The following is a 24313-nucleotide window of genomic DNA, read 5'->3' as shown; positions in this document are numbered from 1 at the left end:
AGGCGAAGCTTCTCGCTGGCGAGCGTACTAACGCCAAAAAGGTGCGGCCTGCAACGACTTTCGTCGTGCGCATTTTTTACAAAAACTTCACCGCCCATTGGACCAGCATCACGGCGAAGATGGCCGAGAAGATGGCGGCGGCGGGGATGCCTAGGTTCCAGCTGGGGCGGCCTTGGCGGATTCGTAAGAGTTGTGCCGGGCGATACGGAATTTGAAACAGCACGATGCCGAAGAGGAGGACGCCTGCGGGGTTGTAGGCGAGTGAGCCGGGTAGATCGCCGTGGGCCAGCAGAATGAAGCTGCGGGTCAGTCCGCAGCCGGGGCAATCGATTCCGTAATAGAGCTTCATGGCGCAGCTGGGGGGCAGCGCCGCGCCTAACAGCGGCAGATAGACTTTCTCGCCGGCTTGAAAGCTCAGCGCCAACGCTGCGATCAGCACCACCAGGGCCATGGCCAGCATCACGCAATGAAACGTGATGAGGGAACGCTCGGGAAACTCTTGCTCTCGATATTCCTCGAGCGGCGACGCGTCGAGCGTTTCGGGCGCTTCACCAGAGATGCTCACTTGGCCGCTTTCTCGGCTGTTTTCTCGGCGGCGGCTTGTTTTTCTTCGGCAGGAAAGAACGACTCGGGATCGACCGGCGGCTGCCAACGAACGAGCGGACCGACATGCTTTTCGTAGGCGTCGGCGAAGCGAGCGTACTTTTCGCGAATCTCAAGGTAGTGCGGCATTTGCTCGACCGCTTCGGTCTGACACTCGACCGCTTTGGCGTAGTCTTTGTTGGCGAAGTAGCAGTGCGCGATCGTGTCGAGATAGGCGCCTTCGCCGGGGGCGAGTTCCAGCGACAATAGACTGGCTTCGATCGCATGATCGAGGTCGCCGTAGGTGTTGCCCACCATCCAGGCGTATTGGTTTAGTTCACGCGTGTAGGTGCGTAGATCGCTGCCCAAAAATTCGACGCCGCGGCCGTTCCGCTTGAAGAAATCCCAATGCTTCTGGAAATCTTCGACGGTCTTTTTGAATTCGGCCCGCGCGTCTTCGATTTTCGGCCGCGTGTATTCGAGCCATTTGGGATCGGTCGAAATCCGGTGCATCATGATCAACACGTCGACCTCAAAGGGGTCGCGCTGGTTCGCCTTTTTCAGTTCTTCTTTGGCTGCTTCGATATCGCCCCGTTTTTCGGCGGCGCGGGCGAGGAAGTAATGATAGCGCGAGCGATCCCCTTCGGCTTCTTCCGAGGTCTTACCGCGCTTCGTTTCGGCGTCGTAGACGTCGACCAGCGGCTTGTAAACGCCTGCGGCGTCGGCATACCGTTTACGGTCGGCCAGCATCTCGCCCAGTTGGCGCGTCGGCCAGGCGCTGTAACGCGGGCTGAATGGTCCTTCTTTATCGATCACGCGACGGTATTCGCGCTCGGCCCAGCGGATCAGACCGCGTTTGTGCAGCGCGTCGGCGGTGAGAAAGACGTTATCCAACAAGCTGTCGTTCATGTGGTGCGCTTGATCGGCGACGGTGGTCGCTTGGTCGATCTTGCCTTGCACCAATTTGGCTTCGGCCAGCAGGTAGAGCAAAATCGCTTCTTCGCTAAAGCGACCGTTGATTTCGCCCTCTTGGGCTTGCTGCGGATCGGCGTAGTGGGCGGCAAGTTCTTCGACGATTTGCGGCCCGCGTTGATTGAGCAGCCAGGTGGTGATGTCAATCAGCTCGGAACTGGAGCCTTGGCTGATGCGGATCACTTGGCGCATGGTCGCGAGTGAATCGTCATCGTGCCCCAGCTTGCGTTGTTGTTCGACTTGCCAGCGCAGCAGGTCTTGCACGATGTGCCGCGTCGTACGATCAGGGCGACTGACGAATGTTTGCAGTTCTTGCTCGATCAGCGTTTGGCGCTGATCGACGGCCGGCGCCGGATCGTCGAGACTCACTTCGTACAGTCGCAACCAGGTGGGCCCGGTCCGTTGGCTGGTTCCAATCTCGGCGGTGATCGTCTCTTTGATCTGCCCGATCGATTCGGGCGAGAGTCCGATCTGTTGGTTGAGCGCGATGACGAGCGCCGCTTCTTTCGAGAGCCGTTCCGAAATTTCTAACCGACTGATCCGCGAGAGGGCCGAGATCGCGTCCATTGAGGTCAGCTCGCCCAGTTGGCCGATCAGGCTGCTTCGTTGGTCTTCGTCTTGTTTGCTGTAGCGGGTCAGAAAGGCGCGGACTTCGGGGCTGTAGTCTTCGCGAGCCCAATTCACATTCAGGCTGCGGGCCAGGTACTGCGCTCGACGAGCAATTTCGAGATCGCGATGATTCATCGCTTCGTAGACTTGATCGAACGCCGCGACGCCGATCGTTGACAGTTCGTTTTGGGCGCGTTCGCGAATCGCGAAATTGCGATGTCCCAACTGTTGGATCAGCTGATCAATCCGGTCATGCGTCGGATCGTCGCTGGCGGCGGCGACCGAGACGGCCGGTGCAAGGCAAGTCGATAACAGTGCGAACAATAAAACGAGAATCAGGCGGCCGCCCATGGGAGCCCTCCGCAAATGGATTAGCAGCAATGATTTACTCACTCAGAATAACCGCTGAGCCGAATGAGAAGCAAGGTTGTTGACCGCAAACAGGCCCCCCGTCGGCAGCGGTTAGGACTCGAAAGGCTGTTCGATTACTGGCTGCGCTCGGCCGCGGATCGCCAAAAAAACGGCTCCACCCAGGCCAAAAGTGATCGCGACCGGCAAAAGCGCCCAGGGTTTATTGATCGCCATTAACAGGGCCGAAACCAGCGTGCCGAGTAAATATAGTACCGGCGGCAAGCTAGCAAGGCGAAGCAGCGGGCCTTGGCGAACCGCAGGAAGCAGCGCGCAGGCGACGGTCAAAGCGGCGCACAGTGAGAGAGTTAGCCCCAAATAGTCGAGCAAGTCTTTGAGGTGCGAATAAAACAAAATCATGCCGATCGCCAGGACGCTTTGCAGCGCGATCGCCGTTTGCGGGGCCGACTCTTGAGCGCGAAACGAATGATGCAAGAAACCATCATCGGCCATTTTGGCGTAGACGCGCGGCGCCGCCATGATCATGCTCATCACCGAGGTGAAGAGGGCGATCACGATTGTCGCGCTGACCAATTGAGAGAGTGACTTGCCGCCGATCGCTTCGGCCGCGATCGCCGCGACTTCGGCCTGATTCGCAATCGCACCAGGCAGCGGCGCATAGACGAACACGGAGTTTAGTAAGACGTATAGCACGACGACGATCACGGTTCCCAGCAGCAGCGACCGCGGCACGTCCCCTGCGTTTTTCGCTTCGCTGGCGACGTAAACCGCCGCGTTGAATCCCAAATAACAAAACGCAATCCAGATGAGCGAGTTGCCAAACGCGAGCGCGAAATCCCAGCCTTCAGGCTGCTGGTCGATCGCGAGCGGGGCTCCTTGCCAGTCAATGTCGGACGACGCGGCCAAAAACAAAAACAGGCCGAGCAGCGCCAGCTTGAGCAGCACGACGACGTTCTGCAGTCCGGCGCCTAGTCGTGTTCCTAGTCCGTGCAGCAGCCCGCAGATTCCGACCGTGACGATCGCGACCGCTCCGTTGAAGAACGGCAAGTCGACGCTATGCATCACATACTTTTCGAGCGTGATCGCAGCATAGGCGATCGCACCGGTGAAGCCGGCCAACAGCGAGATCCACCCGCCGACAAAACCGGCCGCTGGATGCAGCGCTTGGGAGAGAAACAGATACTCGCCGCCAGACTCGGGCATGACGCGGCTGAGTTGGCCATAGCTGAGCGCTCCCATCAGCGCAATCAAACCGCCGACCAGCCAGGCGATCACGACCCAGCCGGGCGAACCGACGCTCGCCAACGTGTAGCCAGAGGTGGTGAAAACGCCGGCGCCCACCATGTTGGCGATCACCAAAAACGTCAACGTCCAGAGGCCAAACGCGCGGCGATCGCTCATTCGGCCAACTTTTTGCGAAACCGCAGGAAGTAGTTTTCCGAGAATTTCTCGATCTTCGGCGCGGCCGCGAGTTCGAATCCGGCCTCTTCAATCTCTTGGCGGAACGTCGCTTTACCGGCGCGGACATGGTCGATCGTCCACGCGCGCGACGTGCCGGGAATCCGCTCAAAATCAATCACGACCAGCGAACCATCTTTATCAAGGGCGCTGTAGATCGAAGCCAGCGTCGACTGCGGATACTCAAAGTGATGGTAGGTGTCGCAGATAAAGACCAGGTCGACCGATTGAGGAGGCAACTGAATCGAGCGTTCGCCACCGAGCACGCAGGTGATGTTGTGCATGCCTAACTGACTCGTGCTAGTGCTGATATGCTGCAGAAATTTGGGAGAAATATCGACAGCATAGACCCAGCCGGTCGGACCGACGGTGCGAGAAAAAAGTCGCGTGTAAAAGCCCGATCCGGCGCCGACATCGGCGACGCGCAGGCCTGGTTTGACGCCGCAGGCTTTCAGGACTTCGTCCCGCGCATGGTAGACCTCGCGACTCTCCACTTCAAACCGCGCAATCCAGGCGTCGACGTCGAGCGACTCGTCCAGAAATTTCGCGTTGACGCCGGGTTTGACGCTTTGTTCTACGGCGGGCGCAGTCTCTTGGGCGGCGACCGTAGCGGCGGCGACCATCCCTAACAGGATGGTCGCGTGGATGACAATTAGACGATGATGCGTAGGCATCGGCGGTTCCTTACTTTTTCTCTTTGTCGCCCATCAGCTTGGCGATTGTCGGTTCGACCGCTTCGGCCCACATGCGATAGCCTTTGGCGTGCGGGTGCAGCAAGTCCGGCATGACCTCTTTCGACAACACGCCGTCTTCGGTCAGGAAGGTGTCGTTGATATTCAGGAAGAAGACGTTCTCGCCGTCGGCCAGATCTTTGATGATCTCGTTCGTGCCGTCGTTCAGCTTGCGCATCTCGTCGTTCTTGTTGGCGCTGCGGGGGAAGATGCCGAGAATCAGAACCTTGGTTTCCGGCAATTTTTCGCGCAATTCTTCGACAATCAATTGGATGCCGTCGGCGGTGTCTTGCGAAGGATCTTTGCGATGGCCGACATTGTTGGTGCCGATCATCAGGACGGCCAGTTTCGGGGACATGTTGTCGAGGGCGCCGTGATCAAAACGCCAGAGAACGTGTTCGGTCCGGTCACCGCTGAAACCGATGTTGTGCGGGTTGCGATCAGCGTAGAATTCGGCGAAGACTTCTTTGCCTTTGTTTTCCCAGCCGTGGGTGATCGAGTCGCCGATCATCAACAGGTCGATTTTGTCTTGGGCTTTGGCCGCGGCCAGTTTTTGGGCATGGCGATCAGTCCACCATTGGGCGTCACGCGGCTCAGGCGTCACGGCCGCCGGCTTCACCGCTTCTTTGGTCGCGGCGTCTTCGGCGTGCGAAAAGGAAACAACGGCCAGGGATGCAAGCATTCCAATCATCCAGATACGCAGCATGGTGAGTCTCAACAATTAGGAGGGTGGGGCGATAAGTTGAATCGGGTGCGCCGGGCGAGAAGGCCCGACTTCCTTAATATTCTAGTTTCTTCCGGCGCCACTTGCACGCCGACCCGCAGAATCGGTTATTTTCAAAAACTGAATGCGGTTATCGTAAGTAAGAACCTTATGCTCGAAACCAACCGACTTACCAAGCGATATGGCGATTTCCTGGCGTTGGACGGGGTGACGTTGCATGTCCCGGCGGGACAATGCTGCGGCGTCTTGGGACCCAACGGGGCCGGCAAAACCACGATGTTTCGCCTGCTGCTGGGATTTTTACGCCCCACTTCTGGCGTGGCCACGATCGACGGGATGGATTGTCAGACGCGCAGTCTCGACGTTCACCGCCGGCTCTCTTATTTGCCGGGAGACGTTCGGCTGTTTGGCGAAATGCGGGGACGCGAGGTCCTGCGATTTTTTGCTGACGTGCATCCCTGCGGCAGCCGTGTTCGCGCTGAAGAAACGGCCCAGCGATTGGATCTCGACCTGAAGCGCCGCGTCGCATTTATGTCGACCGGCATGCGGCAAAAGCTGGGGCTGGCGATCGCCCTGTCGATTGACGCGCCGCTGTTGATCTTTGACGAGCCGACCACGAGTCTTGATCCCAACGTGCGGCATGAGGTGGTGCAGATGCTCAGCGACGCCCACCGGCAAGGGAAGACGGTCGTCATCTGTTCTCATGTGCTGTCCGAGATCGAAGATATCTGCCAACGAGCGGTCATCATGCGGCAAGGACGGATTGTCCATGATCAAGATTTGCACGCGATGCGTCGGCGGCATGTGATCCGCGGCGCGCTCACGCAGCCGCTGCCGCAAGTTCCTCACGACCTGACGTCGTTGATCGTGGACGTGCGGCAGACGCCTGAGTCGTTTCAGATCGAAACCGACGGCGACCTGCAACCGGCGCTCTTTTGGCTGGCGAATTTGCCGGCGACGCAAATTCAGATTTCGCAACTTGGCTTGCGCGCGATTTACAACCGATATCACTTTGAGCAGCCCGAGGCGGTTTTGGCATGAATGCGACCCTTCTGGTGCGCTCGTTTCGTGAAGCGCGATTGTTGATGTTCGGCTCGGTCGTGACGGTTTTCAGCTTTTGCATGATCCGAGCGTGGATCGTCGGACGCGTCGAGATGAGCCGTTTTCAAAACATTTTGGAGATCCTGCGTCCCGAGGTCGAGCGTTATTCGTCGGTCGACGTCTCGCAGTTGTTCACCTATCCCGGCCGCGTCGGCGTGACGTTTAATGAACCGCTGGTCGTGCTGTTGATGGTGACCTGGGCGATTGCCCGCGGCAGTGATTCGGTTAGTGGTCCACTAGGCCGCGGTACGCTAGAGATGATGTTATCGCAGCCGATCAGCCGCTTTCAGTTCTTGTTCTCCAAGAGCATCGTCACGGTCATGGGGTGTGCGGCCATCGCGATCGCCGCCTGGTTAGGGACGCACGCCGGCGTGCAGACGACGATGGTCAAGCAAGAGAAGCCGCCGGTGAACATTAATTTGCCGATCTTGAACATGAAGATCGAAGTTCCCTTCACCCAAGTCAAAGAAGCGCCGGTGCGTGTTCCGTTGGCCGACTTTGTCGACACGAAACTGTTCATTCCGGCCGCGGTCAACTTGGGTTGCTTCGGCATCTTCTTCGCGGGGCTGACGACCTGGATGAGTTCGTGGGACCGCTATCGCTGGCGCACGATCGGCATCATCACCGGGTTTCTGATTGTACAGATGATTGTCCGCGTCGTGTCGTTGGCGGTCGACACCGCGCATTGGCTGAAGTACTTCACGATTTTCACCCTCTACGAACCCGAAGTGCTGACGTCGTACGGCGTACGTTACCCGACCGAAGTTTGGACCTTCTACTTCGAGAACAACCAGGGAGAGCTGACGCTCGGCGGACTGACGTTGGTCAGCGGCTTGTTGCTGGGCGGCCTGGCGACCTTTGGGCTGGGGCACTGGGTCTTTTGCCGCCGCGATCTGCCGGCGCCGGTCTAAATCTGCAGAGAGCGAACTCGCAGATCCGCGAATCACCAAGCGGCATGCATGAGTTGCATGGAGGAGCGCCAGTGGCAAATCGGGCGAAATCGAATTACAGGTTCCCCGTGGGGGCGCCTTAATCGCAGTGCTGATCCGTAGAGCGGGGGAAAGGCGGCATTAGCGGAAGATAGTTTGCCCCAGCGTGAAAGCCCAAATTGCAAAGATTTTCTGTAATATTCTGATTATATTTTCTATCCATGGTCGCGGGGTTGCGACCGGCTTCCACCGACTTGTTCACGAACTGTTTTGCAGGCGGCGACGCGCTGCCAGCAAATCGGTCCGATCCGTCGACCTGATTCAAGGGGACCGGAAGCAAGTTTGTCCGATCGTCGTTCGACTTTCCCAAGGCAGACGCACCCCTCTCTCTCGCTGATCAAATTCATTTCTCATCCCTATATTTGTCTTTTCTACAAGGATACGAATGATGCGATTTCCTCTGATGTCGCTGCGCCGCCGGAGCGGTTTTACGCTGGTCGAATTGCTGGTGGTGATCGCCATTATCGGCGTTTTGATCGCGCTCTTGCTGCCGGCAGTGCAGCAAGCAAGAGAAGCGGCCCGGCGAATGCAGTGCACTAACAACCTGAAACAGATGGCGCTTGCCGTGCACAACTATCACGACACGTATCTGGTTTTTCCGTCTGGTCACGTCCAGATTGACGACACGTACTACGGCAACTGGTGCATCGGAATCTTGCCGTTCCTCGAACAGCAAAATCTCTTCAATACCTATGATCACACGACGCACTGCAATACCGCGGCCAACGCCGCAGTGGCGCAAACCAGGGTCGACGAGTTCATTTGTCCGAGCGATCCCATGGGCCGTGCGATCATCCAACCGGCGTCGGGCTACAGTTACGAGCTACACGCGATCTCGTACAAAGCGATGAGCGGCTACAGCAATGATGGCGCAAAAAACTGGGATCATTTCGCCGAGATTGGCGGGCTCAACAATCAGTGGAAAGGGATTTTTCATACCGTTGGCAGCGGTCACAGCCAAACGCTGGGCTTTGAAAAGATGGCTTCGGTCATCGACGGCACTTCCAACACATTGATGGTGGGCGAATACCATCAGCCGCTCGATCAGCCTGCCCGAGGCGCCTTCTGGGGAAATTCGTATTGGGGCTACAACATCGGCATGGTGATTAACGAGCCTTACATCATCGGCAATCGTTATGACGCCTGTGCGGCGGTCGCTAGCAACATCGGCGTTTGCCGGCGAGCCTGGGCGTCGCATCATCCCGGCGGATTCAATTTTTCGCGGGCCGACGGCTCTGTCTCGTTTCTGCCCGAAACGATTGATCTGACGGTCTTCGCCGGATTGTCGACGATGGCCGGTAGCGAAGTCACGCAGCTATAGTTTGCTGTGACTAACAATCTCGGTTTGAATTCTCTCTTTCAATCACGATCGTGCAATTTCATAAGGCGAACTCCATCCATGGCGATCCACCGTTCTTACCATATTGCGCTGCTGCTACTGGCGATCAGCGTGCCGGCGCTGTTCGGCTGCGGCGCTCGCAGCGCGGCGACCGCGCCTGTCTCGGGAACTGTTACGATTCAAGGAAAGCCGCAAGCTAATCTTGTCGTCAGTTTTTTGCCGCAAGCGGATACGACCGAAGCGATCGGTAAAGCTTCGATGGGAGTTACCGACGCCGACGGAAAATTCACATTGCAGACGATCGACGTCGAGCCGCGAACCGGAGCGTTGATCGGCAAGCATAAAGTTGTCATCCGCGCACGCTCTGAAGAGCGAGCTGAGGATGATCCGGTCGCTGCGCCGAAGGCCACGATTGCGTTGCCAGACAAAGCGATCGATGGCAGTCTAGAATTCGAGGTGCCAGCGGAAGGAACGACCAACGCCGATTTTGCGTTCTAAGCAGGCAATGTAACCGCATCTTCACCAACCGCCGCAGTTCCGTTCTGCCGGCGGTTTATTTGTCGATAGGCGCCGTCGTGCGCTACTCTCCCTTCAAGCGGCCGACGGACGACTGAAAGTACTTCTGTCGGCGTGGATTGGCGTCGTCCGTTTGCGATTCTTGTTGCGACGCCAGGTCGTGCAGGTTCGCTTGGCAAATGCGGCAGCCGACCGTTTCGAGGTGAAAGCGGATGTAGTCCACTTCTGCTTCGTCCAGAACTTGCAGCAGATAACTGCCGAGCGTTTCGCGATTGGGACAGGTCAGCCGATGTCGTCGCCAAATTTCGCCGATCGTATGAACGCCGGCGTCGCGACGTCCGTTGATTTGCAAAAGCTGCTGCGACAGCTCCGGCTTCTCGCGGAGCGTTTGCTCGATCTCGGCCATCCGCTCGACGGGGAGCGCCTCGTCGAGATAGGCTTCTAGCTCGGTTCTGGTGATGGGCCGCGTCATAGACGACACTTACTCCTGCAACTCTGGACGTCGATAAAAACTAGCGAAGCTTACGCTTCGGCGTGATAGAACTCTTCGTAAGGCTGAATGACGACAAAGCCGTTGCCGCGAAATTCCATCTGGAACGATTCGCCGCTGCCGCGGCCAAAGAAGGTCTTCAGCGAAACGTCGGTTCGCAAGTTGGGCTCTAAGGTGCCGCTCCAAGCGACGGTCGCGTTCGGGTCGGTGTAGACCGGGTTATCGGGGGTGACGACTAGCGTTAGCGGTTCGTAATGCGTGGTGATTGCGACCAGGCCGGTTCCTTGCAAGTTGACCTGAAACAGCCCCCCAGCAAGCATCGATGAGACCCGCTTCATCATCTTGATGTCCCATTCGATGGTGGGCTCGAAGGCGAGAATATCGTTGCCGTTAACGACGATCGATTCGTTTTCCAGCTTCAAGATCTGCACTTTCTTGCCGTAGTCGGCCAGATAGAGACGCCCTTGTCCGGACGCTTTGGTCAACTTGGCGCCTTCGCCGGTGACTGCTTTCTTCAGAAAACCGCCGAGCCCTTTTTCAAAGACCCCTTCCCGCTCGAACTTGATGTTGCCGAGATACGAGACCATCGAGCCCATCTTGGTCCACACCATCCCATTCAGGTTGACCTCTAGCAAGCGAGCGCTTTCCATCTCAAAAATGCCTTGCCCACGATCGCGTTGGCGGGTTTGCTCGACAAATTCGCGCAAGGTGTAGCGGTTATCGACGTCAGCAGTGCTCATGATTTCCCCCGAAATTGGATTAGGCTGCGGTGATGAGAAGTTGGGTTCCGCTGGACGTTGCGTTTGCCGACAACGCCAACCAGATGAGTAGTGATTCGTGGTAAGCTGGCGAAACTTAGCTCGTTTCGTAAAGTTCTGGGAAGACCTCCTCGTTCAGGCCCTGTTTCCGCACGGCCGCTCGAAGTTTCGCCAGAAAGTCATTCTTGTAGCTAGCGACGCTGTTTCGACCAAGCTCTAGCATCTCTTCGATCTCTTTGTTGCTGACGCCGCGCACCATGATTAGTTCGAGCGATTTGATCTTCGCCCAGTCTCCCCGGCTGCGCCAATGGTCGAGTTGGCCTTGAATCGCTTCGATCAGCGCCGCTTCTTCCAGATTGCGTCGTTCGCCGCTGCGAGCGATGCTCGACGCCGCTCGATGCGTGCCTGGCAGTTCCCAGTTGTCGCTCGAACCGTCGCCGCCGGTATGAATGGGCAACGTTGGGCGACGACCTTCGCGCCGCAGATGATCGGTCAGCTTGTAGGCGCAGATCGCGAAGAGATAGCTTTCTAATGCGCGCTTGCCGTCGTAGTTGGGCAGGCTGTTCAGGAAGCCGATGAATGTTTCTTGCACTACATCTTCGCTGGGGGCTCGGCGGCGCAAGCGACTCTCGGCGAAGGCGAGCAAGCGGCCTTCGTAACGGCCGATTAAATCACCCCACGCGTCAGCATCTCCAGCTCGGATCCGCTCGATCAAGAGGAAGTCAGATTCAGAATTGTCGGACATAGGCGGCAGTTTGGGCGGTAAAGAGGAGCAGCCGCTTCTCCGCCGCGGCCGTCTCAGACGACGCCCATTCTGCGGACTAAATCGGCGGGTACCATTGCGTCAGCAGGATCGCCCCGCCGACTACGCCCATTATCGCCGCCCCGGCGATCGTCTGCAACCTTGCCCGATATCGTCCGCCGGTCGCCGCATTGTAAGAAAGCGCGCCGTAAAGAACTCCGAGCACCGCCAGAATGCTGGCGAACAGGGCTCCGGCGTAGGTCAAACGCGTGACTTGCTGCACTTGTTTCCAGCGAGATTCCAGTTCGCGCCGAAATTGTTCATTGAACTGCAAAAACGAATGCCACTGCTGCATCGGTCCGACCGACGTTTCGAGCGACTCTTTGTAGGTCTGCAAATGGACGTTGTCGGCGATGAATTTGTCATCGAGCGGGACGCGCCGCGCGTTTTGTTCGCCCCCGAGCACCAGCGCCGCTTGTTCTGCGACCGCTTCGTGCGTCAGTAGTTTGAGAGCCTTGTAGCACTCGGTCGAGCTTGTGTAGGGCCCGGTCGCGATTGAAACGTAATCGACGCCGTCTCTCGACTCCGGCTCTTGATCGACCCACGCAGGGCGGCCCGGCGGAATGATGGAAGAAGAACGCGCGTCTTGGATCGAGCTGACGGCCGGTTGGACGAAGGTGTTGAACAAGGCGTCACCCACAGCTTTGACGACCGATTTTGGGGACGCCGAGGGCGAAGCAGGGGAAGCGGGAAGTTCAATCGGCGGCGACGGCGTTACGCGTCGAGGCGCTTCGACGGCAACTTGAGAATGTCGTGTGGCCGTAATTGTCGATCGATTGCCGTAATGGTCAGAAACTTCAGAACGCGTCTCGACGCGAATCGCGACCAGACTCAACAGCGCCATCGTGATCAGCCCAAAGACGCCGAAAAAGAGGAACGCCGCGAGCGTCTTCCAACGACCGAAGATCGCCGCCAACAGGATGACCAAAAAGCCGATCGTCAGTGCGCCCAGAAGCAAGACGATGAATATCGGCGTAGCGGCGACATTTTCACGGACCGGCATCTGACCAAGCCAAACAGCCGATTGCGTTAGTTGAATTGCCGATGACATGAATGGATCCCGTCGAAAGAATACTGCGTCTCTAACACAGATTCGCCTCGCAGCGACCAATCTTGGAGGCGGACGCGAGATTCTTTTACTTTTTTTGCGCCAGCTTTACGACGAAGATCACCGCCACCAATAAACCGACAACCATGCCCGCGCCGATAACGCCAACAATCAGCAGTTCGAGTATTCCGATTCCCATGATTCAAACCTTCGTTGTTAATCCTGATCCCCGCATTTACTGCTTCCGTCGCGAAACCGCCGCGATGATGATCACGACAATAATCGCACTCACGGCCAGAGCTCCGGCGACTCCCAGTAGTAATAAGATGTTCATAGCCCAGATTTGTGTGGTAACCATCGGATGATGAATCTTGATCGGATTGATTCGAGCCGGCGAATGGGCCGCCGAGAAAATGGCCACGGCGAAAATGGGACCTGACCCCATTTTCGCCTCCTCATCTGCTCCTGTTCTTTTACGCCGAAGTCTCGGCGTTGATCTGCTGTGACTGACGTAGTTCGTCTCGCTCTCGGAGACTGTACCACGGGGCCGAGATTTGCACGACCAGCGATGTCGCGCCGACCAGAATCATCCCCCACGGCTGAATGAACGGGCAGAAGTAGTTGACCACCGCCGAAGTTAACACCGTAAATCCGATCGTCCACAGGCTTAGCCGCGTCTTGCGAAGCGGGTCGGCTTGCTTCCACCAACGGAGGAGTCCAAACTGCGCGGCGAACACGATCGCAAACGTGCTGGCCGACGGCGATTGATGAACCGATTGAAACCAACCGCGTAGGTTCAGGTTCTCATGCCAACCGCTGCTCGTTTCGATCCCGGCTGCGGAAATCGGCATTTCTAGCAACAACGTATTGCCGGCGGTGTAGCCGATCATGCCTAGCAGCAGTCCAACGCCGACCATCGCGAAGCGACGCAGCCAGGGATCGCCGCTACTTGGTTCCCACAGTTTGCCCAGCAGCAGCACGCTCCACGAGGCGCAAATGGTCATGATGGTCAGCCAGCCGAACAGCGGCGCCCAGGTCGCGAGGGGCGCTTCGATCGAGACTCCGCCGAGCACCAACGCCAGCAACGAGATCACCGCCGCCGAAATCGCGCTGATCAAAAACGAGCCGATCAAGCTTTTCATCCGCAGATCGAGCGGGATCGCGGCCAACGCTGCGCGTTCTCGTTCGCGACGCGTCCTTTTTTGTTTCCGCGACTGGCGAGCTCGTTCTTTGCGCGTCATCACCACGGGATGATACGGCGAATACTCGGTGATCGGCGTTTTGCTCGGCGCGTCGCTCATGTGCAGGTAAATGGTGCGTCCCAGGAGGTAGGCCATGTAGGCCGCGGCGGCGAGAAAACCGAGCGGCGCCAACCAACCAAGATTGGTGATCAGCGCGATCGAACAGGCGGCCAGCACCAAGACCTTGGGGAACAAACTGATGTTGTCGTTGTTCCACCAGTGGGAGACGGATTGGACGGCTCCTGTCATCGCACGGTGAATGGGATCGCGATCATCGGCGGCTCCGATCGACTGCGACGGCGGATTTTCGGCATGGCCAGGCGCATGATTCTGGATCGTGACGTTGTCATGCAATGACGCGACGACCGATTCGTTTTTCGAGACGCCTAGATTGGCCAGCATCTCTTCGACGGTGCTGGTTCGTTTGGTCGGATCTTTGTGCAGCGCCTGGGCGATCGTGGTGCGAAACGGCTCGGGTACGCCGCGCAGTTCGGGCTCGGCGGTCAGGTGCTTCATGATGATCTCTTGGCTGCTTTCCCCTTCAAACGGAACGCGACCGGTCAAGATCTCGTGCAGCAAGATGCCGAGAGCGTAGATGTCGATCTCTTTGCCGTAGACCCCTTTGCCGATTTCGGGCGCCATGTAGTGGAAGGTCCCGACGCTTTCGGTTTGTCCGCTACGGCGGCTGACCGAGATGAATTTTGAGAGGCCGTAGTCGCCGATCTTGATCGTGCCGGCGTCGTTGAAAATATTGCCGGGCTTCAAGTCGCGATGGACGATGCCGTGATCGTGCAGATAGCCGACCGCGGCGGCGATCGGACGGAACCAGCGAATCGCTTCTTCCGGCGGCAGGCCGTTAGGACGGCGATCGAGGATCTCTTTCAGATTTTCGCCGCGTACGTATTCCATCACGACCCAGCCTTCGCCGGCGTCGTCGTAGCGAATATCGAACAGCGCGACCAAGTGCGGGTGCTTGAGATTCAAGCAATGCGTGACGCCGCGCATCTCGATATCGAGATTGCGTTGGATATGTTTGAGGGCGACCTCTTTGCCGGCGTCCGAAAGCGCATAGAAGACTTCGCCGAAGCCCCCGGAGCCGACGCCTCGTTTGATGGTGAAGCCGTCTAAGGGCTTCGACCCGCTGGCATAGGTAAATTTCATCGTTCCCCCTCGCGGGCGATGCTCGGCCTGTGGAGGTTGTTGCTGCATCTTAGGCTGCTTTTCCTCTTCTGGCTCTAACGTCGCGGCTTGATCGCGCATCGAATGTTTCCCCGCTATCTGGCCGTCGGAGACATTCCCCAACATCTCATTGCACCCTCGGTTAGGCGCTGGCGGCCAATCGTTCCAAATAAAACGAAAAGTCTTCTCCCTGGACCGAGCAGTCGGCGGCCAACGGCGACTTGTTGCGCACCGCATGACCGTTCACTTGAAAGGCGCCGGGAGAGCGAACGTGGAGCCCCTCTCCCTGCTTGTACAATACCACATCTTGTTTCCAGCCGCCGCAAACGACATGGTTGCAGCTGCGCGGCCCCAGGATGCAGGTTTCGGCCATCAGCAAAATCGCATCGGTCGATGGTTCGGTCCGTTGCGAGCTTACCAATCGCAGCACGGCGCTGGCGCTCAGCGGATGACGTTTCTGGAAACTGAGGACGACGCTGCGTCCTAGTTGCACCTGGTCTCCATCCGACAGCGCGGTCGGCTGCTCCAGCAGTTTTCCCCGCCGACGAACTTCGGCCAACGGCTCGATGACATACTCTGACCCGCGTCGACGAATCCACGCATGGCGGCGACTAAGGTCGCCCAGGATCGGCACGTCGACCCCGCTCTGCGGCGTCGCTTGGCCGATCAATATGTCCGGCGAAGTCAGCAGCAAAAAGCCGCCCACTCCATCGACCCACAATTGACGCCGCGAAGGCGCTTCGGCCAATGGCTCTGCCGATGATCGATTCATGACCCGTTCCCGTGCAGTCTGATCGCCGACCTGCGTCTCAAGGACGGCCGACGCGTAAGAGACGTCGCTCGTCGCTAACCAAACTTGCCCGGGACGCGCTTTCCGCGCTGCCGAGTTCGGCGAGTTGTGACGAGTGCGTCTCATTCTAATTTAGTTCGTTAAAGGGCCCCCGAACACGTGCTGTTCGCCGTCGATCCCCCTCGACAGCCGCACGCAGGCATCCGACCAATTTGCCCTTGGTCCAGATGCGACGCTACGAAGAGGGCTTTCACCCTCTTCGCGTCGCGTTTTCTCTCCATGGTTATTCGCCGGTGACAGCCGGTTATTGCCGTTACCCGCAGAATCGTTAGTTCAGGCTCGGTTCGAGCGACTTTTTGCTGGTCAACTCGATCGCCGGAACGCGTTGGTCGACCGCGATTTCCTCGTCTTGTCCCGACGAGAAATAGGTCGCGACTTCGTCCGAAACGTCCTTCACTTCGACTTCATCCAGTTGAATCTCGTCGGCAAAGTACCCTTCCGAGGAGACGAGCTTCTCGGCGACTTCGATTCGCGTTTGGATATCTTCCAGCAATTTTTCGGTGCGCGACAGTTGGCTGTCGTCAAACTTGAAACTGCTGGTCGTCTGAGCGACTTCGACCATTTTCAGCCGAGCTTCCAGATTCTCGACATCGACCTCCAGTTGTCGTTTGGCGACCAACATGCCGTCGAGCTTGGCCCGAGCGGCGTCGAGTCCCTTCTGTCGAGCACGCAAGATGCTGTCCAGTTTTTCGCGGGTCGCATCCTGCGTTTTGAAGCGTTCGAAGCGACCGGCCAGGTCGGCCTTCACTTGATCGCGACTATAGCGATGGCTGGCGTATTGATAGGTCTGCGACCCGTCATCCAGATCCGCTTTCAGCCGCAGAACTTCTCGCTTGTCCTGGGCGAGGCCTTCGTTCAACTTGGCGACTTGGCGCGCCAGCTTATCGACATCGACCTCTTCCTTGGCGATCAGATGCATGTTGCTGCGAATTTCCGGAGTCAGATCATTGATCATCCGGTGGGCGCGATCGAGTTCAAACTCAATCGGCACGTTTTGTTTGACCTGGTCATGAAGCCGACCATAGCTGGTGGCCACGTAGCTCATCGCGTCGCGGCCAAACAGAAGTCCGAGCGCCATAGCGGAACCGGCGCCCACAAGAATCATCTTCTTAAACATCGAAATACCCTCCCAGTGACTGCGGAGCTGCCGGCAGCGATTGTGCAAGCAAGCGTGGTTTGTGGTTTCGCTCATTCCCTGCTCCGGAAAAAAAACGCCCGACATAAGGAAGTCTTCGCAGCGGTTGAGAGGATATTGGAGGAAACGAGAAGATCCTGAAAAAAAATCGCCAAAATCAATGCGAGTCGCCAAGAGGGTGCGTATAGCGAATCGGCGTCTTCCCCCACAAGCAGGAATAATCGTTTGGATCACTACCGGTCGCCAGAATGGCTGATTCTGGCCGTAGAACGATCTCGCTGGCTCCGAAGTCGCCGCAAATCGCAGCGTTCGATGTTGACCAAAATGGCACATTGTTGTCTTTTGGGCACAGTTGATCCCGCCGGCGGTCAGCGGTAGAGCTTACTTGAAAATGCAGAAGTGCTTATCAATTCGAGAGTTGCGGCCCAAAAAGAGCCAGTTGCGGAAAATACCTGCGAACATGGTCCACCGGTTGCACTGTCCAGAATTGTGCTGACAGTAGAACTAATGAGTTAGCATCGAACGCGAATACCTATTCAGGAGGCCAGCGCCATGAAATCGTTCAGCAAGATCTATCCTGAAGTTCGCAATTCGACCACTTCGATGGTCGCCGAAACCAAAATTGTCGCCGAGCCGGAAACGATCGCACAAATCGATGCTTGGATGGACCAGCATCTGCTCGATCTGGAACTGCAGTATGCGTCCTTTGTGACCAAGAACTCGCTCGGTAAAGCGATTCGCCAAGAACGCTAATCGAATCCGCGGAGAATCAAATCTCTCCCTTAGAATCAGGCGCCGGCAGCTTTTGAGCAGCCGGCACAGCTTTCCTGATCCGCAGGCCGCGAATTTTCCGCAGCGACAATGCGGCGCTGACTTACAGCTTCCAGATAATCAAGATGGAATAGTTGGTGTCGTTCTTCTTTTTGTCGACGCCCGGCGTGCTATCGAAACGATTGATCACGCCAAATTTCAAGCTGAGGTTGGCGGCTTCGTCCAGCAGGATCTTGTAGCCGATGTCGGAGATGCTGCGGTACTCGCCAAAGTCTTCCCATTCGGGATAGTATTCGTACTTCCCTTCGACCGAATGACGTTTGTTGAACGCATGGTCGATGAACACGGTCATCGCACCTTCCGGCTTGTACTCGTCGTCAGGGCTCCCAAACTCTCGGGAGAAACCAGAACCGAGTTCGACCGTCAGATCGGTATCTACCGTTTTCACCACCTCATAGCCCAGACCGCCGCTGATCCAAAGCCGCAGGTCGAAGTCTTTGAATTCGTCATATTCCATGCCGTTTTTGGCGTAAACGTGCCAACGTTTGTTGACGAACGGCCACTCGATCTTGGCGTTGAACAGCGAATTGTTTTGGGTTCGCTTGCCGTTGTTGCTGGTCCGCGCGTAGATGATGTCGACCAACGTTTTGGTCGCGGCGCCTTCTCGTTTGATCTTGCCGCCAGAACGTAAGCTGAGTGACTCGGTATTGCCGGTCTGGCCGTTGATTCCCAATTCGAAAGAGCTGTCCCACTTGGCCGGGCCAAACCAATAGTCGATATGGACAAACTCTCCACCGGGGACATAACCCAAGTATCCATAGTCGGGATCACCAATCGTTTCGGCTTCGATCTCCCCATCGGCCGGATCGAGCTCTGGCATGTCGGGGATCGGAATCGGTTCGTATTCGAAGTTGCACAGCGTCGCAGGTGCGAAGTCGCCGTCCACGAACATCGCCGCCACATCAACCTCACGCGACTCTGCCGGAGCAGACGCGTCGAAGCCGTCGAAATGGGCGTAGGACGCATCCTGCGCTAACGCATTGGTCGCTATGCATGCGACCAGCAGCCATGTCGAGATTGCGAAGGATCGAAAAATCATGGGTCTAAATATCTCTGCAGGGACTTTTGCGCAGTAAAGCAGAGAACTCGGGGCCTGCGGGCTTATGGTCTTCCGTACGCGAATTGCAGTATTTCGCTGCTTTCGACCGCCGCCAAAAAAACAGCGGGGCGTCGGCTTATACAAAATTGCCGCAAACCAGACAACGCCGATGCCGTCAGCGAATCGCCGAGGAGGCGCCGCGCAACGGCGTGAACTACAATTGACGGTTGCACTTAAGAATTACCACCGGGAGAGTAGACCATGCGGATTTGGGGCGTGATGCTGGCGCTAGCGATAATGGCCGGAAGCTTGTACAGCGGCGATAAGTCGACCGTTTACCGGGGAGCCAAAATCCTGACTGCGACCGGCCAGACCTATGATCCCGGCGCATTGGTCGTTTCCGGCGGAAAAATCGTCGCGGTGGGAGATTCCCAGCGAATTGAGACCCCCCAGGACGCGACCGAGATCGACCTGACCGGCCAGGTGATCATCCCAGGTCTGGTCGATACGCATTCGCACATCGGCATGTTTGGCCGCCCTGGAAGCGGCAATGACGCCAACGAAGTCTCTGGCCCGGTCCAATCGATCGTCCGTGCGCTTGATTCGCTCAATCCGTTTGATCCCGGCATTCGGATCGCCCAATCAGGCGGCGTCACGACGGCTAACATCATGCCGGGAAGCGCCAACGTGATCGGCGGCCAAACGATCTACATCAAACTGAGCGGGCACAGTCCCACGGCGATGTCGCTAGCAACGCCAGAGAATCTGGGCGGCCTCAAAATGGCCAACGGCGACAACCCCAAAGGAGTTTACGGAGGTCGCGGGCAAGCGCCGGCGACGCGGATGAAGGTCGCATCGTTGCAGCGGAGCGAATTTTTGAAAGCGAAACAGTATCGCGAGAAATGGTCAAAATATCGTGAGAAGCTCGCCGCTGGCGAAACGCCTGATCCGCCGACGGTTGATCTGGCGATGGAGCCGCTGCTGGAAGTGTTGGATGGTCGCCGCACCGTTCATTTTCATACCCACCGCGCCGACGACATTCTGACCACGCTCCGTTTGAAAGAGGAGTTTGGTTTCGAACTGGTCATCCAGCACGGAACCGAAGCGTTCAAAGTGATCGATCAGATCGCCCAGTCTGGCGCGATCGTTTCGCATACGATCGTCGATAGTCCCGGCGGGAAACCAGAAACCGTCGAGTGGTACGACGAGACGGCGGCGATGTTGAATGAGGCCGGCGTCAAAGTGGTGATTAACACCGATGACCCGGTGACCGACAGCCGCTTCTTGCTGCGGACCGCGGCGACCGCGATTCGCGGCGGACTGCCGGAAGAAACTGCGTTGCGGGCGCTGACGCTGCACGCCGCTCAGGCGATGCACTTAGAGGACAAGATCGGTAGTCTCGAAAAAGGGAAGGACGCGGATTTTGTCGTGCTGAGCGGCGATCCGTTCCGGATTTATACGCGCGTGCTGCAAACCTACATCGACGGCGAGTGCGTCTTTGATTTGAACGATGCCGAACAGCAGCGTTATCAGATCGGCGGCTTCGCGTTGGCCGGTTCGACTGAAGTTCCCTTCTATGAGCCAATCGCTCCGCCGACCGCCGCTTTTCCGACGCCCAAACTGCCCAAAGCGGCCAAGCGGCCGGATAAAGAAGCGGCCGAGTTTGTCGTTGTCGCCGGCTTAGTGCTTACCGTCTCGGGCGATGCGATCAAAAATGGGGTCGTTCATGTGAAGGATGGCAAGATCGAGCATGTCGGCCCCCGCAAAGGGTTTAAGTTTCCCAAAAACGTCGCGGTGATCGAAGCGAGTGCGATCACGCCGGGCTTGATTGACGCTTACTCTTCGGTGCCGCTGTCGGGGATGGTCAACATTGACGCCGATCAAGAAGCGAATGAAAAAGGGGGAGCGTCGCATCCGGATGTCCGCGCGACCGACGGCTTCAACCCCAGTGAACCGCTGCTGCGTCATCTGCTGGCCAACGGCATCACGCTGGTTCATTCTTGCCCGGGCCGACGGAACGTGATCGCTGGACAGTCAGGGCTGTTCCGTACGCATGGAACCGACGTCCAAGAGATGACGGTTCGCTTTCCGCAAGCGATGGTCTTTAACATTGGGCACGCCGCCAAAGGGCACGGAGGAGGCGACACGCGCATGGGCGTCGCCGCCGGAATTCGCAAAACGTTGTCCGACGCCGGCAACTATCGCCGAGATCGACAAAAAAAGATCGACAAGGGGGAGTCGGTCGATCCCGATCTGTCGAAAGATCCGCTGGCCGACTTGCTCGACAAAAAATTGCCGGCGCTGTTTGTCGCCGATCGGGCCGATGACCTACAGACCGCATTGCGATTGGCCGACGAGTTTCATTTTGATCTGCAGTTGGGCCTGGCCACCGAAGCGTATCGCGTGGCCGAAGCGATCAAAGCGGCTGGCGTGCCGATCCTGGTTCACCCCACGCAGCAGAAGAACGGCGATCTGAGCAAGATCAACACGCTGACGACCAACGCCGCCTACCTGGCCGAGCAGGGCATTCCGATGGCGATGGGAAGCGGATTTGAAGGCTATGTTCCCAAGACGTTTGTCGTTCGCCTAGAAGCGGGCCTCGCAGCCGCGCATGGACTTGGCTTTGATCGCGCCTTGAAAGCGTTGACGCTTGACGCGGCGAAGATCTTGAAGGTGGACGACCGGTTCGGAAGTCTCGAAGCGGGCAAAGTGGCCGACATCGTGCTGTACGACGGCGATCCGCTGGAGCAGACGACGCATGTGATCGCGGTGATCGTGGACGGCAAAGTGGTCTACGATCGCGCGACCGCCGTGAAGATTCCGCTGGCCGAGCGATTTTATGAAACGCTTGTTTCGCCCCCCTGCTGCTTGACGTTTTAAAGCATCTGCCGAAAAAGCGAGTTGAACATGATATGGTGAAAGCCGAGACGCAAGTCTCGGCTTTTTTCGTAATATTGCCGTTGAGTGCGACCTCGCCTTTGGTCGCTGCATCGGAAACAATAGACGCAGCGCACAAAGTCCGAAGAGCTGCATCACTTTGAAGGAGTCGCAAAAGTGGCGAAAGATCCGATCTGTGGAATGGATGTCGATCCCAACAACGCCATCAGTCTGGAGCGTGATGGGGAGACGTTCTACTTTTGTAGCGAGCACTGTCGCACCAAGTTTGCGGCCAAGTCCGCTGAGAATGCTCCAGAAGCGGACGACGCCGAGCATTCGTGCTGTCATGCACATGACCAGCAACACGCGGCTCACGGCGACCAACTCACACAACTGTCGACTGCCGCGCCTCAAAAATCATCTCCGCCGCAATCGACCGCGGCGTACATCTGTCCGATGTGTCCGGGCGTCGAAAGCGACAAGCCGGGAAGTTGCCCGAAGTGCGGCATGTCGCTGGAGCCGAATCCGACGGCGGCCAAGGCCAAAAAGAAGACGATCTATACCTGCCCGATGCACCCTGAGGTGGAGCAGGATCATCCCGGTTCATGTCCCAAGTGCGGAATGGATCTGGAGAAGAAAGATGTCACCGCCGACAGTGACGAGCACGAAAATGACGAACTGAATGACATGACGCTGCGGTTCTGGATCGCCACGGCGCTGGCCTTGCCGGTCTTTGTGCTGGCGATGGGGCCAATGGTCGGCGTTCCCTTTCATCAATGGCTCGGCTCGGCGTATGTCTGGGTGCAACTGGCGCTGAGCACGCCGGTCGTACTGTGGGCCGGTTGGCCTTTCTTCGTACGCGGGGGTCGCTCGTTTTTGACCGGTCATTTGAACATGTTCACGCTGATCGCGGTCGGTACCGGCGCCGCCTATTTGTATAGCGTGCTCGGCGTGCTGCTGCCCGGCATGATCCCCGACACGTTTAAACATGAAGGCCAGGTCGAAGTTTATTTTGAAGCGGCTGCGGTGATTATCGCGCTGGTGCTGCTAGGGCAAGTCTTAGAGCTTCGAGCGCGCAAAAAGACAAGCGGCGCAATCCGCGAGTTGATCGCCCTTGCTCCGCCGGTCGCGCATCGCGTGACCGATGGCAAAGAAGAAGATGTCGATCTCGACGAAGTGCACGCCGGTGATCTGCTGCGTGTGCGTCCGGGTGAAAAGATTCCCGTCGACGGGCGCGTGACCGAAGGAGAGAGCAGCGTTGACGAGTCAATGCTGACCGGCGAGCCGAACCCCGTGAAGAAGTCGACCGGCGAAGAAGTGATCGGCGGCACGGTGAACGGAACCGGATCGTTTTTGATGGAAGCGGAGAAAGTGGGCGAAGAGACCGTGTTGTCACATATCGTCGATATGGTCGCCAACGCCCAGCGGAGCCGTGCGCCGATTCAGCGCATCGCCGATCAAGTCGCTGGTTACTTCGTTCCGGCCGTGTTGGCGATTTCGTTGCTCACGTTTGCGGTCTGGGCGATCGCTCGTCCGGAAGAGCCGGCGCTGGCCTGGGCTTTGGTCAACGCGGTGGCGGTGCTCATCATCGCTTGTCCCTGTGCGCTGGGGCTGGCGACGCCGATGTCGATCATGGTCGGAGTCGGGCGTGGAGCGGCCGAAGGGGTGCTGATCAAAGATGCGGAGGTGCTGGAGCGACTCGAAAGCGTCAACGCGATCGTGGTCGACAAAACCGGGACGCTGACGGCCGGCAAGCCGAAACTGACGGAATTTGAAGCGCTCGAAAAACTCTCTCCCAGCGGAGTCTTACGCATGGCGGCCGCTGTCGAACAAAACAGCGAACATCCGCTAGCTCGCTCGATCGTCGACGGCGCCGAGGAGCAAGGAATTGACCTGCCCAGCGTCACCAAGTTTGACTCGATTCCCGGCGGCGGGGTCAGCGGCGAAGTGGAAGGACGCCAAGTGCTGATCGGCAACGCTTCACTGCTGGAAGAGCGAAAGATCGAAAATGCCGGCGCTTTGAACGATCGCGTCGCTGAGTTGCAGACCCAAGGGCGGACGGCGATGTTCGTCGCGCTCGACGGCAAACTGGCCGGCCTGGTCGCCGTCGCGGATCCGATTAAAGATTCGACCCCCGAGGCGATCCGCCAATTACATGACCTGGGGCTGAAGGTGATCATGCTCACCGGCGACAACCAGCGGACCGCCGCATCGGTCGCCAAGCAGTTGGGCATCGACGACTTTACCGCCGAGGTTCGCCCCGAACAGAAACAGCAACGCGTCACCCAGTTGAAGGAAGAAGGCTACATCGTCGCGATGGCCGGGGACGGCGTGAACGATGCGCCGGCGCTCGCGGCGGCCGATGTCGGCGTCGCGATGGGCGCCGGATCGGATGTTGCGATCGAATCGGCTGGCGTGACGCTGGTCAAAGGAGACCTGCGAGGAATCGTCCGAAGCGTCCAACTAAGTCGCCGCACGATGCAGAACATCCGTCAGAATCTGTTCTTCGCGTTCGCCTACAACGTGATCGGGATTCCGATCGCGGCCGGCGTGCTCTATCCGATTTCGCATCACCTGCTGCTCAATCCGATGATCGCCGCCGCAGCGATGAGCTTTAGCTCGGTCTCAGTGATCGCGAATTCGTTGCGACTGAGAAGCGTGAAGCTGGACTAG

At 57.8% G+C, this 24313-nt stretch carries 21 protein-coding genes; 7 read left to right on the top strand and 14 right to left on the bottom strand.

What is annotated here, in order from left to right; genetic code table 11:
- Positions 1-76: 76 nt before the first annotated feature.
- The 5 genes from DSM3645_RS00365 to DSM3645_RS00345 all read right to left on the bottom strand — a co-directional run bounded on the left by DSM3645_RS00365 (position 77) and on the right by DSM3645_RS00345 (position 5427).
- The gene (locus DSM3645_RS00365; protein WP_002649968.1) at positions 77-565 is read right to left on the bottom strand and encodes a DUF2752 domain-containing protein; all 489 of its coding nucleotides are present in this window, start codon (positions 563-565) and stop codon (positions 77-79) included.
- Positions 562-2514 carry a tetratricopeptide repeat protein gene (locus DSM3645_RS00360; protein WP_002649967.1) on the bottom strand — a complete coding sequence of 651 codons (1953 nt, stop codon included), beginning with the start codon at positions 2512-2514 and terminating at the stop codon, positions 562-564. Before DSM3645_RS00360 ends, DSM3645_RS00365 begins: the two co-directional genes overlap by 4 nt.
- A 111-nt stretch (positions 2515-2625) precedes the next feature.
- Positions 2626-3933, bottom strand: a complete 1308-nt coding sequence (locus DSM3645_RS00355) for an APC family permease (protein ID WP_002649966.1) — start codon at positions 3931-3933, stop codon at positions 2626-2628.
- On the bottom strand, positions 3930-4664 hold the full coding sequence (locus DSM3645_RS00350; protein ID WP_002649965.1) for a class I SAM-dependent methyltransferase: 735 nt from the start codon (positions 4662-4664) through the stop codon (positions 3930-3932). The genes DSM3645_RS00355 and DSM3645_RS00350 overlap by 4 nt, the downstream gene beginning before the upstream one ends.
- A gap of 10 nt (positions 4665-4674) precedes the next feature.
- Complete coding sequence (locus DSM3645_RS00345; protein ID WP_002649964.1) at positions 4675-5427, bottom strand: platelet-activating factor acetylhydrolase IB subunit; 753 nt, start codon at positions 5425-5427, stop codon at positions 4675-4677.
- 168 nt (positions 5428-5595) lie between these two features.
- Between DSM3645_RS00345 and DSM3645_RS00340 the strand changes: the two genes are divergently transcribed.
- The 4 genes from DSM3645_RS00340 to DSM3645_RS00320 all read left to right on the top strand — a co-directional run bounded on the left by DSM3645_RS00340 (position 5596) and on the right by DSM3645_RS00320 (position 9372).
- Positions 5596-6486 carry an ABC transporter ATP-binding protein gene (locus tag DSM3645_RS00340; protein WP_002649963.1) on the top strand — a complete coding sequence of 297 codons (891 nt, stop codon included), beginning with the start codon at positions 5596-5598 and terminating at the stop codon, positions 6484-6486.
- On the top strand, positions 6483-7457 hold the full coding sequence (locus tag DSM3645_RS00335; protein WP_002649962.1) for an ABC transporter permease subunit: 975 nt from the start codon (positions 6483-6485) through the stop codon (positions 7455-7457). The genes DSM3645_RS00340 and DSM3645_RS00335 overlap by 4 nt, the downstream gene beginning before the upstream one ends.
- A gap of 466 nt (positions 7458-7923) precedes the next feature.
- Entirely contained in the window at positions 7924-8856 is a 933-nt protein-coding gene (locus tag DSM3645_RS00325) for a DUF1559 domain-containing protein (RefSeq protein ID WP_050769270.1), read from the top strand.
- A 78-nt stretch (positions 8857-8934) separates the two neighbouring features.
- Positions 8935-9372, top strand: a complete 438-nt coding sequence (locus DSM3645_RS00320) for a hypothetical protein (RefSeq protein WP_002649959.1) — start codon at positions 8935-8937, stop codon at positions 9370-9372.
- Between the two features lie 82 nt (positions 9373-9454).
- Here the strand turns inward: DSM3645_RS00320 and DSM3645_RS00315 are convergent, their stop codons facing one another.
- The 8 genes from DSM3645_RS00315 to DSM3645_RS00280 form a co-directional block, all read right to left on the bottom strand.
- Complete coding sequence (locus tag DSM3645_RS00315; RefSeq protein ID WP_002649958.1) at positions 9455-9862, bottom strand: hypothetical protein; 408 nt, start codon at positions 9860-9862, stop codon at positions 9455-9457.
- Positions 9863-9912: 50 nt separating this feature from the next.
- Positions 9913-10620: an AIM24 family protein gene (locus DSM3645_RS00310; RefSeq protein WP_002649957.1), complete on the bottom strand. Its 708-nt coding sequence runs from the start codon at positions 10618-10620 to the stop codon at positions 9913-9915.
- Positions 10621-10735: 115 nt separating this feature from the next.
- Entirely contained in the window at positions 10736-11383 is a 648-nt protein-coding gene (locus tag DSM3645_RS00305) for an RNA polymerase sigma factor (protein WP_002649956.1), read from the bottom strand.
- 76 nt (positions 11384-11459) lie between these two features.
- Entirely contained in the window at positions 11460-12491 is a 1032-nt protein-coding gene (locus tag DSM3645_RS00300; RefSeq protein ID WP_002649955.1) for a hypothetical protein, read from the bottom strand.
- A gap of 232 nt (positions 12492-12723) precedes the next feature.
- Positions 12724-12933 (bottom strand): hypothetical protein, encoded by a 210-nt coding sequence (locus tag DSM3645_RS00295; protein WP_040351424.1) that lies wholly within the window; start codon positions 12931-12933, stop codon positions 12724-12726.
- Between the two features lie 28 nt (positions 12934-12961).
- Positions 12962-14989, bottom strand: coding sequence for a serine/threonine-protein kinase (locus tag DSM3645_RS30770; RefSeq protein ID WP_050769269.1), 2028 nt, complete (start codon positions 14987-14989; stop codon positions 12962-12964).
- A 61-nt stretch (positions 14990-15050) separates the two neighbouring features.
- Complete coding sequence (locus DSM3645_RS00285) at positions 15051-15680, bottom strand: FHA domain-containing protein (protein ID WP_131282054.1); 630 nt, start codon at positions 15678-15680, stop codon at positions 15051-15053.
- A 346-nt stretch (positions 15681-16026) separates the two neighbouring features.
- Positions 16027-16950 carry a hypothetical protein gene (locus DSM3645_RS00280; RefSeq protein ID WP_131282051.1) on the bottom strand — a complete coding sequence of 308 codons (924 nt, stop codon included), beginning with the start codon at positions 16948-16950 and terminating at the stop codon, positions 16027-16029.
- 495 nt (positions 16951-17445) lie between these two features.
- Here DSM3645_RS00280 and DSM3645_RS00275 point away from each other — a divergent pair, with 495 nt between their 5' ends.
- Positions 17446-17646, top strand: a complete 201-nt coding sequence (locus DSM3645_RS00275; protein WP_002649949.1) for a hypothetical protein — start codon at positions 17446-17448, stop codon at positions 17644-17646.
- Between the two features lie 121 nt (positions 17647-17767).
- Here the strand turns inward: DSM3645_RS00275 and DSM3645_RS00270 are convergent, their stop codons facing one another.
- Complete coding sequence (locus tag DSM3645_RS00270; protein ID WP_002649948.1) at positions 17768-18763, bottom strand: DUF481 domain-containing protein; 996 nt, start codon at positions 18761-18763, stop codon at positions 17768-17770.
- Positions 18764-19024: 261 nt separating this feature from the next.
- On the opposite strand from DSM3645_RS00270, the gene DSM3645_RS00265 reads away from it, so the two are divergent.
- Both DSM3645_RS00265 and DSM3645_RS00260 read left to right on the top strand, forming a co-directional pair.
- A complete protein-coding gene (locus tag DSM3645_RS00265; protein WP_002649947.1) occupies positions 19025-21643 on the top strand; it encodes an amidohydrolase family protein in 2619 nt (872 codons plus the stop codon).
- Between the two features lie 174 nt (positions 21644-21817).
- The gene (locus DSM3645_RS00260) at positions 21818-24313 is read left to right on the top strand and encodes a heavy metal translocating P-type ATPase (RefSeq protein WP_002649946.1); all 2496 of its coding nucleotides are present in this window, start codon (positions 21818-21820) and stop codon (positions 24311-24313) included.

Source organism: Blastopirellula marina DSM 3645 (genome assembly GCF_000153105.1).
Taxonomy (GTDB): domain Bacteria; phylum Planctomycetota; class Planctomycetia; order Pirellulales; family Pirellulaceae; genus Blastopirellula; species Blastopirellula marina.
Note: the sequence above shows the minus strand (reverse complement) of the source record. Positions and strands in the feature narration are given on the sequence as shown.

Bases quoted from the DNA above. Each gene is read 5' to 3' on its own strand.
- DSM3645_RS00280 (WP_131282051.1), bottom strand. From the start codon at position 16,950: ATGAGCGAAACCACAAACCACGCTTGCTTGCACAATCGCTGCCGGCAG.
- DSM3645_RS00300 (WP_002649955.1), bottom strand. From the start codon at position 12,491: ATGTCATCGGCAATTCAACTAACGCAATCGGCTGTTTGGCTTGGTCAG.
- DSM3645_RS00355 (WP_002649966.1), bottom strand. From the start codon at position 3,933: ATGAGCGATCGCCGCGCGTTTGGCCTCTGGACGTTGACGTTTTTGGTG.
- DSM3645_RS00265 (WP_002649947.1), top strand. From the start codon at position 19,025: ATGCGGATTTGGGGCGTGATGCTGGCGCTAGCGATAATGGCCGGAAGC.
- DSM3645_RS00315 (WP_002649958.1), bottom strand. From the start codon at position 9,862: ATGACGCGGCCCATCACCAGAACCGAGCTAGAAGCCTATCTCGACGAG.
- DSM3645_RS00345 (WP_002649964.1), bottom strand. From the start codon at position 5,427: ATGCTGCGTATCTGGATGATTGGAATGCTTGCATCCCTGGCCGTTGTT.
- DSM3645_RS30770 (WP_050769269.1), bottom strand. From the start codon at position 14,989: ATGCGCGATCAAGCCGCGACGTTAGAGCCAGAAGAGGAAAAGCAGCCT.
- DSM3645_RS00335 (WP_002649962.1), top strand. From the start codon at position 6,483: ATGAATGCGACCCTTCTGGTGCGCTCGTTTCGTGAAGCGCGATTGTTG.
- DSM3645_RS00320 (WP_002649959.1), top strand. From the start codon at position 8,935: ATGGCGATCCACCGTTCTTACCATATTGCGCTGCTGCTACTGGCGATC.
- DSM3645_RS00350 (WP_002649965.1), bottom strand. From the start codon at position 4,664: ATGCCTACGCATCATCGTCTAATTGTCATCCACGCGACCATCCTGTTA.
- DSM3645_RS00360 (WP_002649967.1), bottom strand. From the start codon at position 2,514: ATGGGCGGCCGCCTGATTCTCGTTTTATTGTTCGCACTGTTATCGACT.
- DSM3645_RS00340 (WP_002649963.1), top strand. From the start codon at position 5,596: ATGCTCGAAACCAACCGACTTACCAAGCGATATGGCGATTTCCTGGCG.
- DSM3645_RS00270 (WP_002649948.1), bottom strand. From the start codon at position 18,763: ATGATTTTTCGATCCTTCGCAATCTCGACATGGCTGCTGGTCGCATGC.
- DSM3645_RS00310 (WP_002649957.1), bottom strand. From the start codon at position 10,620: ATGAGCACTGCTGACGTCGATAACCGCTACACCTTGCGCGAATTTGTC.
- DSM3645_RS00295 (WP_040351424.1), bottom strand. From the start codon at position 12,933: ATGGGGTCAGGTCCCATTTTCGCCGTGGCCATTTTCTCGGCGGCCCAT.
- DSM3645_RS00325 (WP_050769270.1), top strand. From the start codon at position 7,924: ATGCGATTTCCTCTGATGTCGCTGCGCCGCCGGAGCGGTTTTACGCTG.
- DSM3645_RS00305 (WP_002649956.1), bottom strand. From the start codon at position 11,383: ATGTCCGACAATTCTGAATCTGACTTCCTCTTGATCGAGCGGATCCGA.
- DSM3645_RS00275 (WP_002649949.1), top strand. From the start codon at position 17,446: ATGAAATCGTTCAGCAAGATCTATCCTGAAGTTCGCAATTCGACCACT.
- DSM3645_RS00285 (WP_131282054.1), bottom strand. From the start codon at position 15,680: ATGAATCGATCATCGGCAGAGCCATTGGCCGAAGCGCCTTCGCGGCGT.